Below are 17,344 nucleotides of genomic sequence, written 5' to 3' on the forward strand. Positions count from 1 at the left end.
CAAACCTAATTACATCCGCAAACGGCGATACGGCGTGTCGTGCGCGAGAACGAGCTTTCCCTATTCGAGCTGAACCAAGCCTGACAAGCTCACCGCCATGAACACGCACCATTCGGATCTCGCCCGACTGCGCCGCAAGTTCGCCTCCGCCGTCGCAGGTTTCGAGCCGACTGCCGACCCGCTCGACGCCGAACTCCTCGCCACCTTCCTCCTGGAGTCCCTCGGCACAGCCCTCGAAAGCCGGACCCCCTCCGATTTCGACCAGAACGTCCTCGGCATCGTCATTCCCGGTATCGCCTCCACCGCCTCGGCGAAGGCCCTGGCAATCCTGCGAGCCCTCTCCACCCTGACAACCGGCGAAGTCTCCATGGCCGCCGCATCCGCGGCCGACCGCCTCCTCGCCGCCGGCGCCCCCATCTCCGACTGGCTGACCGAACTGTCCGCCCCCATCACCGTCTCGGGCTGCACCCACATCAGCGAACCCGACCACGACATAGCCTTCCTGATCGCGGCCTTCCACCGAGCCGCCCGCTCCCACGTCATCGTCACCCAGATAGACCACCTCAACACCGGCAAAGCCCTCGACATCAGCCTCGCCGACACCGACCGAGTAGGCGTCCTCCTGGACGAGCTCCGCGCCTGCACCCCCGCGATGGTAGCCAAACCCCTGCCCGCCCAAACCTTCCGCGAACAACTCGAATTCGCCCTCTCCATGCGAGCCGCCTGCGACCACCAAGTCCAGGCCCCCGCCCCGGCCCTCGCCGACGCGAACGATGCCCACTACCGAGCAATGGCCCGTCTTCTGGCCGCCCGCCTCACCACCCTGCCTCTCCTCCCCACTCGAGCCGGATGCACAGCACCCCATCGGATACCGAATGCCCGCCGTCACGTCCGTGGAAGGATAGGCCTGTGACCCCAGCCGAGCACGTATCTCCCGATGTGATGAATCGCCTGGTCAGCGTCGGTTACGAAGGACGCCGCGCCGAGGAGCTCATCGAGATGCTGCTACGGGAGAAGGTCGCGACCGTGGTGGATGTCAGGTTGACCCCGATCTCTCGCAAACCAGGTATGTCGAAGACGAAGCTCTCGCTGGCGCTCGAGGAAGCCGGCGTGCGCTACGAGCATCTGAAGGAATTGGGCAATCCCCGCGACAACCGTGCGCTGTTCCGCGATTGCGCCCGTGCCGGAAGAGCCCGTTTCGCCGAGGTGCTGAATAGCGACGCTGCCGGGGAAGCGCTCCATCGTCTGCGCGAGTTGGCCGAGCAGGGCACGGTAGCCCTGCTGTGCTTCGAGCGCGACCACTCCACCTGTCATCGTGAGATGGTCGCGGATGCGGTCCGCGTGCATGATCGGCGAATCACCGTCAGCCACCTGTGATTTCAGCTCAGAACAGGGGCAGCTGGTCGGTCGTGGTCTCGGACGGCGAACGTGGATACCAGGTTCCGAGCACTTCGAACGAGCGCCGGCGCAGTGCTTGATTTCCCACGAAGAAGTGCAGGTCGAGCCTGGGGTCGGTCATCATCCGCTCCCAGGATTCGCGTAATCGTGTTTCGGCCTCGGCAGGCTCGTACTGCTTCAACAGCTGACGGCCTGCCGCGCCGAGCTCCCAGTCCAGGCATTGCTGTACATGCCCGCGGCAGGTGGTGTCGGCGCAGCGATACCGATAGGTGAGCCGGAATGGCATCGGCTCGAGCATCGGTATCTCGACGCCGAACAGCGGCGGCGCACTCGCCGCCATGGCCTTGGATCTCTGGTTCGGCGTCCACGCAGGCCCGGGGTCGATCTGGACCGCGTCGACGCGTGGTTTGATCATGCCCAGGGAGGGGGCCGGAAACCCCATCTGCCCAGGCGGATTCGCGCGTATCAGCTCACAGGTGCTGGTCGCGCCCATGAGCGATCCGATCAATGCGCGACGTCGGCTCCACTGCCTTCCATCCGAGTTCACGTGGTCGACGACCCGCAGTGTGTGCTGGTCGGGCTGATAGGACTCGATCCTGAGGTCGCGGCCGTCGCGCTTACGAATCTCGATCTCGATGATGTCGTACTTCCTGAAGCGAAGATCGGCATCGATGGTCCGGAACCGCATGGGGTAGAGCCGAATCCATGATTTGGGTTCGCTGTCGAGTCGTACCCCGGCGACACACACGATTTCGCCATGCGATTCGGAAGGGTTCGGGTACGTCTTGACCGTGATCAGTACGCGAGCGCGTTGCCGCTCCGGCGATCTCGTCTCCTGCGCCATGTCCTACCGCCGACCACGTGTGGCTGGGAGGGTTTCTACGTTACGCCGGAGATTTCGAGCCGACTGTGAAAGCTGCTGCGGCACAGCAAAGTTGGCACTACCTGTCGGTCATGCGCCGGGTTAGCCGTGGACTTCGCTGTGCGGCAACGGGATCGGTCAATTCCGATGACTGGCTGCGGCTATCCGATGCTCGGCGAGGTGCGCCAGAACGGATTGGTTGGCCTCCCAGCCGTCCGGGAATTTGACCGGAACACCGAGGTGAACCGGTTCCGTGGAGGGGTGGGCGTCGAGGAGTTCGGGGATTCCGGCCCGGCCGACGACTATGCAGGCGTGCCGGTGGCGGGAGGTCAGCACGCATAGCCGGCCTGTTTCCAAGTGGAATGCGGTGGCGTCGCGGCGGCCCGAAAGAGGGTGCAGCACAACGGTTACGTCATATTCGCGGCCCTGGAGGCGGTTGGCGGTGTCCACCGTGACCGTGGCCGCCGGGGTGCCTTGGAGGGCCGCGCGGATGGCGGCCGCTTGGTCGCGGTGGGCGACGCCCACGGCGATGCGCTCGGCGGTCACCGGGTTGGTGCCGCGCTCGGAGTGGGCTGTCGCGCCACGTTCCAGCAGCCGTACGGTCAGGGCCGCGATGGCCGCCACCGCCTCACTGTCTGTGCGGATGGTGTGGCGGGCGGGCAGTTCGTACCAGGCCCAGCCGGTGAGGGCGGCCTCGTCCAGCGCGCTGTCCAGGGGCCCGCCCCAGCCGCCGGTGGTGGCGAATTCCAGTCTGCGCTGGGCGGGTTCGGTCCCGGCGCGGAAACCGGTGAAGGGGTAGAAGGCATCGGAGACGACGGAGGCCGCGGAGGCGGGCAGTCGCCAGGAGACCGGTAGTCGATGGATGGGGATATCGCTGTTGTGGGCGAGCAGCACGCTGACGGCGCTCATGGTCGGATCCCAGGACAGCCCGGCCCAGCGCGCGGTGTCGACCGTCGCGAAGGGGTCGAGTTGTCCGGGGTCGCCCACGAACAGCGCCCGGTCGAAGCGGCTGGAGATGCGCAGCAGCATGTCCGAGCGCATCTGATACGCCTCGTCGACGATGGCCCAGGACCAGTTGCCTTCCTGCACGGTCGCCCATTTGGCGGCGGTGCCGATGAGGATGGCCCGGTCGGCGAGATCGGTGGGGGACTTGGCGATCTTGACGTTCGCGTGCGCGAGGATGCGCTCGCTGGGGTCGTAGCTCCCGGCGGACACCCGGCCGATCAGCAACTCGGGGTCTTCGCCGGCGAGCCGGTCGATGAGGTCGTCGACCTGTTCGTTGGTCTGTGCCACGATGATCCGCTGATCGCCGTCGCGGGTGAGGTGCCGGGCGGCGCGCACCACGAGCGTGGATTTCCCTGCCCCGGGCGGGGAGTCGACGACGACAGCGCGGTCGCTGTTCCGGTCGAGGTCGGCGAGAACATTGTTGACAACCTGATCGGCGGTGTTCACGACCATTCCTCCCGTACCTCGTCGGTTTCCGGCGTCCATTCCGGCGGGGGTCCGCCGTGGGTCCACGGAGTCTCTTCTCGCGCAGGCAGTTTGGGCGGCGCCTGATAGTCGTCACCGAATCCGGCGAAGCAGACCTGCACACCTGCCTCCGGAACGGACCCCTCCTCCGGGACGAGTTTGCGCCCCATCCCACCGGATAGCTCGAGCACGATGGTCCCGTCCTCGATGGACACCACCGTGCCCTTCTGGTTGGGCCGTTCGACGCGGCACAGCTTGCTTCCGGGTTCGGCATTGAACGGATCGCTGGTCTCGACCACGATGCGCGGCCGCAGCGTAGGCCGCTTGCCGCTGGTGTCGAGCCGAGTCGGGTCACTCTGTACGACGACCCCGCGAAACGCCTCCCCGGTCAGCCGCCGTTCCGCCATCACCCGCGGATCGTCATACGCCCGTTGGGCTTCGAGCGCGTCGAGCGCCTGCTCGCGATCGAGCAACCGCCGCACGGCACTGACCGCGTGATCGCGGCGAGCCTGCGGCACGCCCTCCTCGATGCTGTCCATGAACCGCGAGAAACTGCCGCGATCCCGGTCCCAGCGTTTGGCGACACTCGCTCCTTCGGGCAGCGCGTTCAACAATCCGAGCCCCCGCCACATGAGCCGCCAGGTCGGCTCCAACTGGCTGCGCACCGACTGTTCGAGTCGTTCGAGCGCGGTATCGATCGCCTTCTCGTCGACAGCATCGTTGAACGCCGAAATCAACGGCGCGAGTTCCTCATTGTCGTATCCCGGGTCGGTGGCGGGCCCCGCCGGCGGCGACCGCAGCGGATCCTCGGCCACGGCAGCCGCCTGCTGCCCCGTGAGTCCTTCCGGCGGATCGATCCACCCGAGCAGCGCCGCCAGATTCCCGTCCTCCAGCGACGACTGCCCGGAGGCCCAATGCCCCGACAGCACGGTCGTCATCGCCAGAAGCATTGCGGAGCCCGGATGTTCGGCCCGATCCCCGAAGTACGTCAACCACCGCCCGAGCAGCGGCACGCTCTCCGGCAGTGGATTGGGCCCGTCCGGCTTCAGAAACCGTAGTCGGCGGCCCAGCTTCTGCAGCAGCGCGATCCCGCCCGGATTGGGCACCCAGAACTGAGGCGCGTCCAAGCACCGCTGGTAACTCTCCCCGTCCTTGCCGGCGATCTCCTCGGTCTCCGCGGTGAACGACGAAAGATACGGCAGCACAACCTCGGCCAGCTCCGCCGCGAACCGCAACTGCAGCACCCGGTCGCGAGGCTGCGGTACGAACAGCAGCTGCGGCTCGAACTCCGAGAATCCCAGCATCACAGCCAGCGGCGCGGCCGTCTCCCCGGCCATCCGCAGCGGAATCATCACCATCGGCCGTTCCACCGAATGGCAGTGCCGCACATCGGCAATCCGCTGCGCCCGCCCCGCCCGTGTGGCCTCCAACCGCGCCAGTGCGGTCAGCACACTCACCCGGCGACCTCCTGCCGCAGCTGATGCGCGAACCGCAGCACCCGCGCGATATCAGCGTGTTCCGGCCCCGCCGGCATCGACCCGTCTGCGAGCGCGAGCACCATCCCGATGCTGTCGATCCCGCCGAGGTCGTCACATACGCCCCGCCCCAGCATGTCCACCGACCCGCAGGCCCGGGATTCGTTGCGGCAGAAGAACGCCAGCTCGCAACTCTGCATGCATTCGGGCGCATACCGCCCCGGCACCGCCTCGACGGCCTTCCCGAGATCTTCGCCGAGCGCGAAAGTCATTCCAGCGGGCATGATCTCGATAAGGTCCTTGATCGAGGTCAACCGCGACAGCTGCCGTGTGATCACCGCCAGCTGCTTGCGTACGTCCACCATCTCGGCGGTGGGCCGGTTGGTGAAGTCCTTGGTGCACACCAGAATCACATTGTGCGACACCCGATCCGGCGTCCCACCCAGCTCTTCGACCATATCCCGCAGCGCCCGCACATACACCGCCGACTGCCGCGCCGCCGCCGCGACCTGCGCTGGATCGGCCTGCCCGTCGATCACCGAGAACGCTTTGATCTCGACGATATGGAACTGCCCCTCGATCTGCACCGCTACCAGATCGGGCTCCAAGAACGCGGGCGCCCCGGCGATCTCCAGCCGCAGCATCGGATGATCGAACATCGTGCCCTCACCGGTCTTCAACGCCCGCCCAACCAACTGCCGAGTCCGCTGATACCGCACGTTGTTCCCGGTGTTCTCACCCACCGAGTTCAAATCGTCATACGCGACCTCCGGAATGGTCAGCCCCAGCCTGTCCCGCAGCAGCGCCACCAATTCCGCACACCCGTTGGCCTTCACCATCGCCTCGAACGCATTCCCTCGAGTAATGGCGAACTGCGACTGACCGAACTGCGCCGGAAACCCCAGCCCCTGCGCCACAGCCGCCTTGTCGACCGCGGCCGCATCCAGCACCGCCCGCCGCGAACACCCCGGATTACTGGTCAACGCCGCGATGGTCCGCGCGTTGTGCCGACAAGCCGGTGCGCCACCACGCAATTCCTCCAGCCGAGCCGACAGATCGTTCATCCCGCGGAGCCTCCTGCCCTCTGTCGCTGAGTCATCCCGAACCGTGTGCCGAACAATTGCGCCGCCGGATCCGTCAGCTGCGCCACCGCTCGCTGTGCAGCTTCCCACCGCTGTCCGACATCCGCGTCGCGATGCACCGAAAGCTCATTCCGCGCCGCCTCGATCACAGCATCGGTATCAACCTCGAGTCCGCTGCTCCGAACTCCTGGAATGGTGGAAGAAAGCTGCCGCAGCACCCGATGGCCCGACGGCCCGACCTTCCCGACCACCGAAATATGTTCCGCCAACCGGATAACCCCCGTTAACAGATCAACCCGGGCACTGAGCGGCCCCACGATCCGGCGCTCCATCGGCCACGTACTCAAGGCCATCAACCCCCGAGCCGGCGCGAGCAGATCCACGGTCAGCGCCGAGCACACGTAATACGGCCGAGCGAACGGCGCGCCCTTGAACGACCGCTCCTCATCCCGCCGCAAACTGGTCAGCCGCGCAGCCACCAGTTCCCCCGAAAAGAACCCTTCGTGCACACTCAGAATCAGTCGCGGCGCAGCCGGGACGGACAGCAGCGTCAATGCCCGATGCACATGCTCACGAACCGGAACTGCGGGCGTCGCCCCCTCGTTCTCCCCGGTGTCACCCCCGCCGCCGAGAACCGCCGCCTCCCAATCTTTTTCCGCCTGCCGCAATTGCACTCGCAGCTGCCGCGCCGCAGCGCGATCCCCACCCGAGACGGCGCGTCGCACCGCACCGCGCAACGCGGAAATCCGCTCCTCCAGCGCATCCGCCGAATCACTCACGGCGCACACGTTAGTCCGGCAACCCAGCTTATGCCAGTGTTGCCCATGGTTTTCCAGTATTCCTAGCTCGAAGTCCTGTTCCAGTCGACTTTCGCCGCGGTACTACCATGCCGGTGCCCGTGTTGCAGTTTCGACGAGTCGGAGAACAACCATGGCCAAAGACATTCCCGACCCGTCGCGACGGGAGTACGAACGTCTGCAACGAGTCCATGCCGAACTCCTGGCCGAACAGTCGAGCCTGCGCGCCGAGCTCGCCGACCTACTGGCGGATACGCCGTCACCGCGAGAGTTGGCACTGGAGTACGAGCGGGACGCCGAGGCGAATCCACAGGAGCGAGCACAGCTCCTCAACGAGGCAGCCGCCCACTGGGCAATGGCGGGCGACCCGGACCGGGCGCGACGCCTGTACCGCGCCTCCATCGCGGACGGCGGACCGGTGACCGGCGACGCTCGTGTGTGGTACGCGACCTTTCTGATCGAGTTCGGTGCGGAAGAAGAGGGCGACCAACTCCTGAACACCGTATTCGCCGAGGGCTCAGCAGATCCCGCGGTCTACGAGGTGGTCGGCGAACAGTACGAGGAGCGCGGCGAACTGGACCGGGCGCTGCAATGGTTCGACGCCGGCCTGGCACGCCTGCGCCTGGCCTCCGGCGAAATCCGTTCGGCGCCGGACGAATACCGTCTAGCGCACGGCCGAGCCCGGGTGCGCCGCATATCGGGACTGCCGGAGGATATCGACGACAGCTGGGCGGCGAGCGCCGCCCAGGAGTCGCAACGAACAGTGTCGGGCGATCCGACTCCACCTCAGCTCTCCATATTCTATTTCCCGCCAACCGAATTCGACCTCGCTCTGACCCACTGGCCCACGTTGCGCGAGCGCTGGCCCAACCATGACCAGCACCGCGCCGATGTCGCCGACGCCCTCCGCATCCATGCCGCCACGGGTACGCCCGCAAAGATCGCGTCCGCCTCCGTATCCGGGCTCGTCGAGTACGCCGCCGCCCACCATGCCGATCCGGCCGACTCCCACACTCGCGCCACCTACGCCGCTGAACTGCTCCGCACCGGTGCCGCCATCACCTGGCCGCCGGGGCGCAACGAACCGTGCTGGTGCGGCTCGGGAAGCAAATACAAGAAGTGCTGCGGTAAACCGCAGTAGTGTTTCGCTACCGAATCCGATTGGTAGGCAATCGGTCTCGGCTACCGCAGAGGTCAGCCCCCGAACTGCTGGGGGTACTGCCCCGGATACGGCGGTGCCATCACAACAGGCTTGAAGTACGCCCCCGACTGCCGATTCCACAGCAGGATCACCACCGCCAACCCGACCAGCCACGACAGCGCACTGGCGAGCAGCGAGGCAGTGGTGGATGCGTCCGCCGCGCCGGGCATCAGCAGGAACCCGATCACAATCCCCAGCGCATCGAGTGCGTTACGAAGTGCCTCGGCCAGCTCATAGACATAGGTTCCGACTTCCCGAACCTGATCGGGCACGACCGATAGTGCCGCCCGATCCCGATCGTTTCCCCCGTGCTCATGTTCGGAACCGTATCAGCCTGGACAACGCGGACGACTGGCCCGCGTTCTCGCGCACCTGCTGGCAGGAGCGGTCTCGGGCCAGCACTCGCCACCGCACTCAGTTGGCGAATCTCTTGCCTTTGGTCGCGAGTGCGACGCGCCCGCGCGGGCTGATGCGCCAGCTGCTTCGCGGATGGGCGGCGAGGACGAGTCCGCGGGCCCGTAGCCGGGCCAGGGCGTCGCGGGTGCGGCAGCTGGTCAGGGCGGCCTCGTGCTGGAGCTGGGCGACGGTACGGGTGTGGTCGGGGTAGAGGGCCGTGAGGATGGCCACCTCGGCGGGGGTCATGCGCGAACTCCTGATTCTCGGCGGTGTAGGCGAGGGCATGGGGTGCTGTTCGGGTGGTGAGTGATGTGGGTTCGGTTGTAGGCGTGCGGATTCGGCCGACGGGCGCGGTGGCGGCCGGTGGGGTGGTGACGGGGGAGGTCGAGCCGGCCGCTGTCGCAGAGCGTGAGGCGGACGGTGTCGGAGTCGGTGGCGTGCGCCTCGTGGTGGAAGCCCCAGGCGGACCAGGCGATGACGAGTCCGCAGAGGGTGATGATCGCGAGCAGTGCCCAGATGTCCCAAGGCATTTCAGCCTCCGTGTGGTTGGTCTGTGCGGGAGGGGAGTGAGGATCGCGCGCGCTGGGGTCAGTAGACCGCTGAGGGGCGCAGCCGCTCAGCGAATTTGGGCCACCCGATGAAATCGGCCCATTTTCCCTGCACGACGTCCACAGAACGCGGACCATGGAATCCAGAATTCTCGAAGCAACCACCCACGATCAGGCGTGTGCGCCACCCAAATTCGGGAGGATTCGCGATGAGTGGCAAGAACCCGACGACGATTCCCCGTCGCCAGCTCGGTCGCCAGCTGCGGGAGCTGCGGCAGGCCGCAGGACTGTCCATCGTCGACGCGGCTCGAATGATCGAACGTGGAGCGGGGACGCTGCAGCGGATGGAGAAGGGGGAGAACCCGCGCATTCGGCAGCTGGACATCGAAGCGCTCTGCAGGTTGTACGGCGTGCCGGACAGCCGGACCGACCAACTGAAAGACCTTGCCCTGCAAGCCGACCGACGAAGCAAACCAGTTGACGAATCCCACTGGTGGCGTCGATACGAGGACTTGATTCCAGCGGATTTCGAGACGTACATGTCCCTGGAACTGGCAGCCGAGCGGGTGACGATGTACCAGCCCGACACGGTTCCCGGAATAGTTCAGACCGCCGACTACGCGCGAGCGCTGGACCGGGTGTTCTTCAGCTCGGATTCGGTGATGGAGCTGGAGCAGCGGGTGCAGATTCGGATGCAACGGCAGACCGCGATCACACGGCGGCTCGCTCCCGTGCGTGTGGATCTACTGCTGGATGAGGCGGCGCTGCGGCGGGTAGCGGGATCACCCAGAATCATGGCCGCGCAGCTTCGTAGCCTCGCGGACACACCGCTGAACGTCACGGTTCGCGTAGTCCCCTTCAACGTCGGGTTTCCCGTGGGCGGTCATGTCGGACCGTTCGTAATCCTGGAGTTCCCTCGTGACCCAGGGACCGGCGATCCCATCGAGCCCACCACCATCTATGTGGAGTCCTACGGCACCCGGCTGTACTACGACAGCGAGACCGACGTATCGCGCTACCGTGATGCCTATACGAAGATCAGCCTCCTCGCGTTGAATGAGGCTGATAGCAAACATCTTTTGAGATGTGTCGCGAAGGAGTTCGAAACATGAGCGATCTGCTGGGTGCGCGCTGGTTCAAGAGCAGCCGGAGCCAAGGCGGCGAAGCCTGCGTGGAGGCCGCGCACCTGCGCGACGGCAGGGTCGGTGTGCGTGACTCCAAGGATCCCACCGGCCCGGCGCTGATCTTCGAGCCCGGCGGTTGGGATGCGTTCGTGGCCGCCGTCAGGTCAGGCGAATTCGACCCGTTCTGATCGCGGATGGTGTGCCAGAGGTAGTCGGCGTTCGTGCGGAATGCAGCAGGGTCCGGGTCTGCGCGTATTCGCAGACCTGCTGATCGAGGAACCTCTTCTGGAACGCGCGTATGGTGCGCAGTACCCTCCCTGCTGTGGTTAAACGGCGAGCAAAGCGGGTTCCGTTTCTCCCCACACCAGCGTGCGCGGCGCAGCCGGATGTGACACGGCCACATGGAGCAGGTTCGGCTTCCTCGCCGCCTAGTAGCGGACATGCCCTGTTCGGCTTCACCACTGAGGGCTGGGTCTACTTCACCTGAAGGTGGTGGAGATGTGCTCAAGAGAGCAGGCACGTTCATCGACGCAGTCTCCGCAGCCATACTCCGAGCGGAAGCTCGTACCGTAGCGTCGTCGTGTGCGGCATCCTTCGGTGGCCGTAGGGATTATAAATCGTAGTGCGCCCTGTCGACAACTCGGGCGAGTCGACCAATGCGGGCACCAGCGTCGACCCTCTGCGGTAGCGGTGGCTTGACAGTGCTCTGTCCTCGCCGAAGGGAATGGTACATTCAGCATCTTCTGGTCCAAGGTGTCCGTGTGGCGAGCCGCTGCCTCTCTGTCGGCGACGTGCCCTATGATTGCCCGCGTGCCTCCGAACAAACGTTTGAAGATGGTGTCTCTGTTCTCCGGTGCCGGCGGGCTCGACGTAGGACTACACGAGGTCGGGCGTTTCGATCTACTTGCATGCGCCGAGCTTGACCCGCAGTTCTGTGAGACACTTCAGCGAAATCGCGACGCTGGCTTGTTTGGAACTAGAAAGACTCAGGTTCTAAATAAGGATCTCTCCCAGTATGACCCATTCGATCTCATGGACCGCGTAGGGCTGAAGCCGGGTGAGCTCGACTTGCTGGTCGGCGGCCCGCCATGTCAGTCATTTAGCACAGCGGGGCGACGTGGCACTGTGGAGGATCCGCGCGGCCTTCTCCTCTGGGATTTCTTGAGGTTTGTAGATGCCCTTAAGCCGAAGTATTTTCTTATGGAGAACGTGCGCGGATTGCTGTCGGCAGCTCTAAGGCATCGCCCTATTGCTGACCGTCCGGATAAAGGTGGGCCAGCGCTAACCGAAGAAGAGCTTCCAGGGTCGGTGATCCAGAGTTGGATCGCGGACTTGCTGAAGATAGACTCGGGCGCATATCGAGTCGACTCATTTGAAGTTAATGCTGTCAATTATGGCGCGCCGCAATTGCGGGAACGAGTATTGTTTCTGGGGAATCGGAGGGGGCAGATAATAGATTTTCCCGAACCAACTCACGGGCCTACTGAGCTGGCTCCCGATCGTCAGCCTTTCGCCACTCTTCTCGATGCATTGAATGGATTCTCGGAAAGCAATCCAGTTCTAATGGATTTCAGTCCGAGGAAGAAGGGCTATCTTGCGCAAGTTCCTTCAGGTGGAAACTGGAGAATGTTGCCGGATGAGGTTGCCCGTGAATCGATGGGCCGCGCCTATTTTGCCAAAGGTGGCCGTTCTGGGTGGTGGAGGAGACTTTCTTGGGATCTTCCTTGCCCTACAATCACCACTCTTCCAAATCATTCGAGCACAAGTATGTGCCACCCGGATGAGGTCAGGGTACTCTCCGTTGGTGAGAGTGCGAGAATTCAAGAGTTTCCAGTCGGTTGGACCTTTTCGGGATCTCCGCAGCAGCAAATGAAACAGGTTGGAAATGCAGTCCCTGCACGGTTGGGGAAGGTGGCGGGTCAGGTTATTTCTGAAGCATTCGACGGTCCAGATGGCGGCGCAACGATCGATACGCCGCCATATCGCCAAGTCTACTTGCGGTCACATGTTCGAACACGGCAATGGTGGAAGGACGGCCAAGCTTTTGTTTGGGATGGAACAGGCGGTTCTGCTGAATACTCCGCACGGCGTCGGAGCGTGCAGAGTACCCTCTTTTAGGATCTAGCGTCCGTCGAAGAATGCGCTGATTGCCGCCGCCAACCATGTTAGCTCCGACATTCCCAGGTCGGCGGTAATCCACCGGGGAAGATCATCGCCCTCTGGAAATTTGAGGTCGCTAATCGCACTGCTAAGTAGATCCAAACGCTCGTTGAGCGCAGCTCCTATGTCAGACTTTTCATGCGCGCGGCGCAAGGCTACGGCTAGACCGAGCAGTACCTCAAGAAAAGCATGTTCGGTTTCGGCTGGATTTGCCGGATTGGCAACATATGCCCAGTAGTCTATTCCAATCGCGCGATATACTCGTACGGTGCCTTCTTCATTTGTGAGGACTCCTGGATGGGTAAGCCTGTCCATCTCCTTGAATCCGGCGCTCATCAGCTTTGCCAGTATCTGGTTCTCTTTGTTGTTGGTTGCGCTATCTGTGCCGTAGGTTAGTCCAATAACCACATCAATCCCGTGTACTTCAAACCGCTCAACACTGGTTCTCAACCACTCCTTATGATTGTCGCGAATTGCCGTATACATGCCACCTACTTGGGTGTCATTGATAGTTGACGTGCCGCTCTTGATCGTGAGTAGATGGCGGCGGTTTCCTGCTACGCAGCTGGAGTCAATCTCGCGCCAAACTGAGTCCACTCGCCGAGCAGATTTTTCCTCGTTTGACAATCCTGCCAGGGCTGCGAACTCCTCCACCTTCTCGGTCGGTTCTTGCCATTGATTCCCCAAGCAAGAGCCTTCTGGATATTGTCCCATGACTACTTTTTCAATTGATTTTCCGAAGGAAGTTTCAAGCCCCATGTAGAGCTTGATGTCAACGAGGAATTTTGATAGCTCGCGCAAATCTTCAAGCCTGAGCGCGCCAGCTGTGGCCATTAGGACATATGGGCTCGTTCGATAGTCGCTAAGTCTTGATTTGCTCCGCACTGATTGGGGGAGGTTTATTGAAATATATTTTTCCATCGCCGTACCGATTGCGTTCACTCGCTCCATCGAGACCGACTGGAACCAACGTGCGACCTCGGCTGCATCGTATGGTCGCGGACTCTTGATGGCCTTGTAGAAGCCCCGGGTTGATGTCATGGCTACACAGTAGCCCGATGTGCCGACAAATCCGGCGAACTCTCTGATCCTGATGGCAAGGTCGAGCAGTCGAGATGTACTGCACTGCAGTACATCTCAAGTTGAGTGCTGTTGCTCGACTCGGATCCTATGCTTGTGCAGAGGAGGCGTTGGAGTCGCCGACATGGGCGGTGACCCCAGCGTGACCATGACCTGACCTTTGTTTAGCTGGTGTGTGCCGACCACGTCGTCGTTGCCTGCGGTGGATGACCATGATGTCAGCGCAGGGAGACCTTGACGCCGCCGGAGAACATGGAGTCGTGGAGCTTGATGTAGTCGGGGGTGGAGTCGGCGGGGAGGTCGTAGACGATCTGGGCGGTGATGGTGTTGCCGGGGTTGAGGTCGGCGTAGAGGCTGGTGTCGGCCTGGAGGTTCATGGCGGCGGTGGCGTCGTTGCTGAACTTGCGGTTCTTGGTGTCGTAGAGATCCTGGCTGCCGGGGGAGAAGCCGTAGGGCTTGTCGGAGGTGTTGGTGACTGTGAGGGAGATGATGGTGAAGGCGCCCTGGGCCTTCTTGGCGAGGTAGGGGTTGTCGCCTACTTCCGGGATACCGGACTGGACTGCGGTGACTACGAACTCGAACCTGCCGTCGCGGACGGGGGTGTTGAGGCCGGGGATCGTCTGTTCGGCGGGGGAGTTGTTGTCGGGGGAATTGCCTGCGGGGGAGGAGGTTTCGGAATTGTTGCTCTGGGATGCGGTGTTGGACTTGCTGAGCAGGGCGGTGCAGCCGCCGCAGAGGATGATGATGCCGGCGAAGACGATCAGGATGATCTTGAGGGCGTTGGACTTCTTGGGGGCGGGCGGCTGGTACTGGGGCGGGATCGGCGGGGTGGGGTACTGCTGGGGGCCGGGCTGGTAGGTCATCGGGTTCCTTTGGGTGTGAGTGGATTTGGGCGTGGCCGGGTAGGCGGCCGGTGTGGGACGGGCCGCCTGCGGGGCAGGTTGGGTCAGAGGTCGTACTGCGGGCAGTAAGTGAGGATCGCGGCGGTACACGAGGTGCCGTCGTATGGGGGTGGGGAGCTGGGGTCAGGCTCGGCGGAGGCGCCGGATGGTCCGGACGAGCAGAGCGTGTAGTCGTGAGCGGATGCCCGTCCGGATGTGCTGCTGCACAGGCGGATTCACTGCGCGGCTACGGGCGAGTTCGGCGCGGCGGATCGGAACGGTTCGGTGCGCAACCTCTGCCGGGGTGGGGACGGCTCGCATTTCGACGGTGATCGTGCCGAAGTCGAGCTGGGGTCGGAGGCCGACGGTGGTCGCCGGGACCGCGAGGGTGCCCCGGGCGACGGTCACCCCCTGCGTGGCCGTCGCCCGGGAGGCGAACTTCGCGAGGGACCAGCTGGTCAGATGCCAGCCGTCGCAGAGCGGGCACTGATACGAACGCTGTTCTCGGCGAGCAGAATTGCCGCGGTTCATGCCGGTCAAGGCGACCTCGGCGTCGGTGTGGACGTAGTAACGCAGTTTGCCGGCGGGGCAGCGGGTGACCGGGATCGGTGCGCGGCGCTTCTTCAGGTCGTCGCCGTGGCGGGCGGGCAGCGCGGTGCATCCCGTGCGGTGCAGGCGGCGATGTCCACGCTGCTGGCGGTGCCCGGTCATGTCTACCCCCTGAGTTCGGGCTATCGGTTTCGGCTGGGCTGCTGCCCGTTGATGTAAAACCGTAAGAGTCTGTGAAAGCGGTGTCAACGGGATTTCCGAGATTGATTTTTGCTCACCCATCGATCATGGTGGGGAGACGTACACGAGAGGAGGGGTATGTCCAAACCCGCGTCTACGGTCAGTGCCGCGGAGATCTCGCGGCTCGCCGGCGTCACGCGCGCCACCGTCAGCAACTGGCGGCGACGGCACGCCGACTTTCCGAAAGCCGTTGATGGGAGCAATGAGGCGCGACCGCTCTTCGACCTGCATGAAGTGCAGGAATGGTTGTCCGGGCACGGGTTCGACGCGGCCGAGTCGCCGAGCAATGAACTGCGGACGCTGGTGCGTCTGCAGGCCACTCCCGGTGCGGTGATGCGGTTCATGGAGTCGTTGCGGTGGGCCGGTGGCGGCTGGGTCTCCGACGATGCTCCGGCCGAATTCGCGGCTGCCGCGATCCGGGCGCTGGAGCGATCAACGGCAGCCGACGGTCCGCGCATCGCTGTCGACGCGCTGGCGGATCGGGCACTCGAGGACAGTTCGGCCACGGGTGTGTACATCACTCCCGAGCGCTTGGCGAGGCTGATGGCGTCGCTGGTGGTCTCACCGGGATCACTCGAGCTGCGCAGTGCGCTGGACCCCGCCTGTGGCAGCGGCTCGCTTCTGCTCGCGGCGGCCGCGCATGGAGCTACCGAGCTGTACGGCCAGGATGTACTGCCGCTGCAGGTGCAGCGCACACGGCTCCTGCTGGAAGCCGGAACGGCGGCCGAGCCGGCGGTGCGCGATGGTGACAGTCTCACCGCGGACGCCTTCCCCGCGCTTCAGGTCGATGCTGTGCTCAGCAATCCCCCCTACGGTCAACGTGACTGGGGCTCAGCCGAAATGGCGATGGACACCCGATGGAAGTACGGCCCGCCGCCACGGGGTGAATCCGAACTCGCCTGGGTGCAGCACACAGTGGCGCACCTGCGGCCGGGTGGCACTGCCGTACTGCTACTGCCGCCGGCCGTGGCCACACGTCCCTCCGGCCGCAAGATTCGCGCGAATCTGGTGCGGCGCGGGGTACTTCGAGCTGTCATCGGGTTGGCTCCCGGCGCCGCGCAACCATGGCACGTTGGCTTGCAACTGTGGGTGCTGAGGGAGCCGCAACCCGCCGCACCGGTTCCGGAGAATCTGCTGTTCGTCGACACGACCGGAATCCCCGGCGGCGACGGTGAGGACCGCATCGATTGGGATGCGGTGACCGCGGCCGTCACTCGTGCGTGGTGGGCCTTCGACGGTGAGAATCCGGACACCGCGGCAGAATCCGGTGAAGCGGCGACGGTGCGCCTCATCGAGGTGCTCGACGACGAAGTGGATCTCACCCCGGCCAAATACGTACGGTCCTCGTTGGATTCCGGCGCGCTTTCCACGCAGGTCGACAACGCCATCGGCAGACTCACCAGTGCTGCAAAGGAATTGGCCGAGGGTACGGGCGCATTGACCGGCTGGGCGGAATCGGCAGGGCAGTCGTGGCGCTTCGTCACCATCGCGGAGCTACAGAATCACGGTCAGCTGCAATGGATTCGCAGCCAGCCGCCCGCATCGGAGAAACCGGCCCTGGGCGATCGGCGCAGAGTCATCACAGCACCCGATGTGGCGACCGGTAGTCCGGCATCCGGTGTTATGTCCACATCCGCGCCGGCGCAAGTCGAAGAGGTCCGGATAGGCGACGTTCTGATTCCCGCCGTGCGAAGCGATCGAACCGGGGGGCGCAGTGCGCGTGTCGCGGAATCGGAGGATGTGGGAGCGGTGATCGGGCCGCATATTCACGCCTTGCGGGCCGACCTGGATCGCCTCGATCCCTGGTTCCTCGCCGGATTCCTCACCGGCGCCGAAAATGTTTCCGCGACAAGAACATCCACGGTCCGATTCGACCCGAGCAGGTTGCGCGTCCCGGTGCTTTCACTGGCCGAGCAACAACGCTACGGCGAGATATTCCGTCTCCTCTTCCAATTGCGCACCGCCGCACGCCGCGCCACCTACGCGGCCGAGGATGTGGCGGAATCGGTGACCACCGGATTGACCGCTGGTGCATTGGCTCCGAGCGAGGAATTCGAGGAGGGTAGCGGTCGATGAGCAGA

Annotated in this window: 18 protein-coding genes; 7 read left to right on the plus strand and 11 right to left on the minus strand. The window is 64.2% G+C overall.

The genetic code is table 11. The annotated features are described in order from the left end of the window. The first annotated feature begins 97 nt into the window (after positions 1 to 97). Complete coding sequence (locus JK358_RS36365; protein WP_201957766.1) at positions 98 to 913, plus strand: hypothetical protein; 816 nt, start codon at positions 98 to 100, stop codon at positions 911 to 913. Further along, the gene (locus JK358_RS36370; RefSeq protein WP_307817904.1) at positions 910 to 1,377 is read left to right on the plus strand and encodes a DUF488 domain-containing protein; all 468 of its coding nucleotides are present in this window, start codon (positions 910 to 912) and stop codon (positions 1,375 to 1,377) included. The genes JK358_RS36365 and JK358_RS36370 overlap by 4 nt, the downstream gene beginning before the upstream one ends. A 7-nt stretch (positions 1,378 to 1,384) precedes the next feature. Here JK358_RS36370 and JK358_RS36375 read toward each other — a convergent pair whose 3' ends face one another. The 5 genes from JK358_RS36375 to JK358_RS36395 all read right to left on the minus strand — a co-directional run bounded on the left by JK358_RS36375 (position 1,385) and on the right by JK358_RS36395 (position 7,066). Further along, positions 1,385 to 2,242 (minus strand): DUF8757 domain-containing protein, encoded by an 858-nt coding sequence (locus JK358_RS36375; RefSeq protein ID WP_504739730.1) that lies wholly within the window; start codon positions 2,240 to 2,242, stop codon positions 1,385 to 1,387. Between the two features lie 156 nt (positions 2,243 to 2,398). Next, the gene (locus tag JK358_RS36380; protein WP_201957770.1) at positions 2,399 to 3,712 is read right to left on the minus strand and encodes an AAA domain-containing protein; all 1,314 of its coding nucleotides are present in this window, start codon (positions 3,710 to 3,712) and stop codon (positions 2,399 to 2,401) included. After that, complete coding sequence (locus JK358_RS36385; protein ID WP_201957772.1) at positions 3,709 to 5,187, minus strand: hypothetical protein; 1,479 nt, start codon at positions 5,185 to 5,187, stop codon at positions 3,709 to 3,711. The genes JK358_RS36380 and JK358_RS36385 overlap by 4 nt, the downstream gene beginning before the upstream one ends. Then, a complete protein-coding gene (locus JK358_RS36390; protein WP_201957774.1) occupies positions 5,184 to 6,269 on the minus strand; it encodes a hypothetical protein in 1,086 nt (361 codons plus the stop codon). The genes JK358_RS36385 and JK358_RS36390 overlap by 4 nt, the downstream gene beginning before the upstream one ends. Further along, positions 6,266 to 7,066 carry a hypothetical protein gene (locus tag JK358_RS36395; RefSeq protein ID WP_201957776.1) on the minus strand — a complete coding sequence of 267 codons (801 nt, stop codon included), beginning with the start codon at positions 7,064 to 7,066 and terminating at the stop codon, positions 6,266 to 6,268. Before JK358_RS36395 ends, JK358_RS36390 begins: the two co-directional genes overlap by 4 nt. A gap of 151 nt (positions 7,067 to 7,217) precedes the next feature. Here JK358_RS36395 and JK358_RS36400 point away from each other — a divergent pair, with 151 nt between their 5' ends. After that, positions 7,218 to 8,225: an SEC-C domain-containing protein gene (locus JK358_RS36400; protein WP_201957778.1), complete on the plus strand. Its 1,008-nt coding sequence runs from the start codon at positions 7,218 to 7,220 to the stop codon at positions 8,223 to 8,225. Positions 8,226 to 8,278: 53 nt separating this feature from the next. Here the strand turns inward: JK358_RS36400 and JK358_RS39710 are convergent, their stop codons facing one another. The 3 genes from JK358_RS39710 to JK358_RS36415 form a co-directional block, all read right to left on the minus strand. After that, positions 8,279 to 8,557: a hypothetical protein gene (locus JK358_RS39710; protein ID WP_307817905.1), complete on the minus strand. Its 279-nt coding sequence runs from the start codon at positions 8,555 to 8,557 to the stop codon at positions 8,279 to 8,281. Positions 8,558 to 8,699: 142 nt separating this feature from the next. Next, the gene (locus tag JK358_RS36410; protein WP_201957780.1) at positions 8,700 to 8,927 is read right to left on the minus strand and encodes a hypothetical protein; all 228 of its coding nucleotides are present in this window, start codon (positions 8,925 to 8,927) and stop codon (positions 8,700 to 8,702) included. Beyond that, positions 8,924 to 9,211 (minus strand): hypothetical protein, encoded by a 288-nt coding sequence (locus JK358_RS36415; RefSeq protein WP_201957782.1) that lies wholly within the window; start codon positions 9,209 to 9,211, stop codon positions 8,924 to 8,926. Before JK358_RS36415 ends, JK358_RS36410 begins: the two co-directional genes overlap by 4 nt. A gap of 227 nt (positions 9,212 to 9,438) precedes the next feature. Here JK358_RS36415 and JK358_RS36420 point away from each other — a divergent pair, with 227 nt between their 5' ends. From JK358_RS36420 to JK358_RS36430, 3 genes are all read left to right on the plus strand, one after another. Then, positions 9,439 to 10,341 carry a helix-turn-helix domain-containing protein gene (locus JK358_RS36420; RefSeq protein ID WP_201957784.1) on the plus strand — a complete coding sequence of 301 codons (903 nt, stop codon included), beginning with the start codon at positions 9,439 to 9,441 and terminating at the stop codon, positions 10,339 to 10,341. Continuing rightward, the gene (locus JK358_RS36425) at positions 10,338 to 10,541 is read left to right on the plus strand and encodes a DUF397 domain-containing protein (RefSeq protein WP_201957785.1); all 204 of its coding nucleotides are present in this window, start codon (positions 10,338 to 10,340) and stop codon (positions 10,539 to 10,541) included. The genes JK358_RS36420 and JK358_RS36425 overlap by 4 nt, the downstream gene beginning before the upstream one ends. A gap of 622 nt (positions 10,542 to 11,163) precedes the next feature. Further along, positions 11,164 to 12,471 carry a DNA cytosine methyltransferase gene (locus tag JK358_RS36430; protein ID WP_201957786.1) on the plus strand — a complete coding sequence of 436 codons (1,308 nt, stop codon included), beginning with the start codon at positions 11,164 to 11,166 and terminating at the stop codon, positions 12,469 to 12,471. Positions 12,472 to 12,474: 3 nt separating this feature from the next. Here the strand turns inward: JK358_RS36430 and JK358_RS36435 are convergent, their stop codons facing one another. The 3 genes from JK358_RS36435 to JK358_RS36445 all read right to left on the minus strand — a co-directional run bounded on the left by JK358_RS36435 (position 12,475) and on the right by JK358_RS36445 (position 15,185). Further along, a complete protein-coding gene (locus tag JK358_RS36435; protein ID WP_201957787.1) occupies positions 12,475 to 13,554 on the minus strand; it encodes a PDDEXK family nuclease in 1,080 nt (359 codons plus the stop codon). Between the two features lie 257 nt (positions 13,555 to 13,811). Beyond that, positions 13,812 to 14,456 carry a DUF4352 domain-containing protein gene (locus JK358_RS36440; RefSeq protein ID WP_201957788.1) on the minus strand — a complete coding sequence of 215 codons (645 nt, stop codon included), beginning with the start codon at positions 14,454 to 14,456 and terminating at the stop codon, positions 13,812 to 13,814. A gap of 162 nt (positions 14,457 to 14,618) precedes the next feature. Continuing rightward, a complete protein-coding gene (locus JK358_RS36445; protein ID WP_201957789.1) occupies positions 14,619 to 15,185 on the minus strand; it encodes a hypothetical protein in 567 nt (188 codons plus the stop codon). A 156-nt stretch (positions 15,186 to 15,341) separates the two neighbouring features. Between JK358_RS36445 and JK358_RS36450 the strand changes: the two genes are divergently transcribed. Continuing rightward, a complete protein-coding gene (locus JK358_RS36450; protein ID WP_201957802.1) occupies positions 15,342 to 17,339 on the plus strand; it encodes an N-6 DNA methylase in 1,998 nt (665 codons plus the stop codon). The last annotated feature ends 5 nt before the right edge of the window (positions 17,340 to 17,344 follow it).

It is taken from the genome of Nocardia acididurans (assembly GCF_016741815.1).
In the GTDB taxonomy this organism is placed as follows: Bacteria; Actinomycetota; Actinomycetes; order Mycobacteriales; family Mycobacteriaceae; genus Nocardia; species Nocardia acididurans.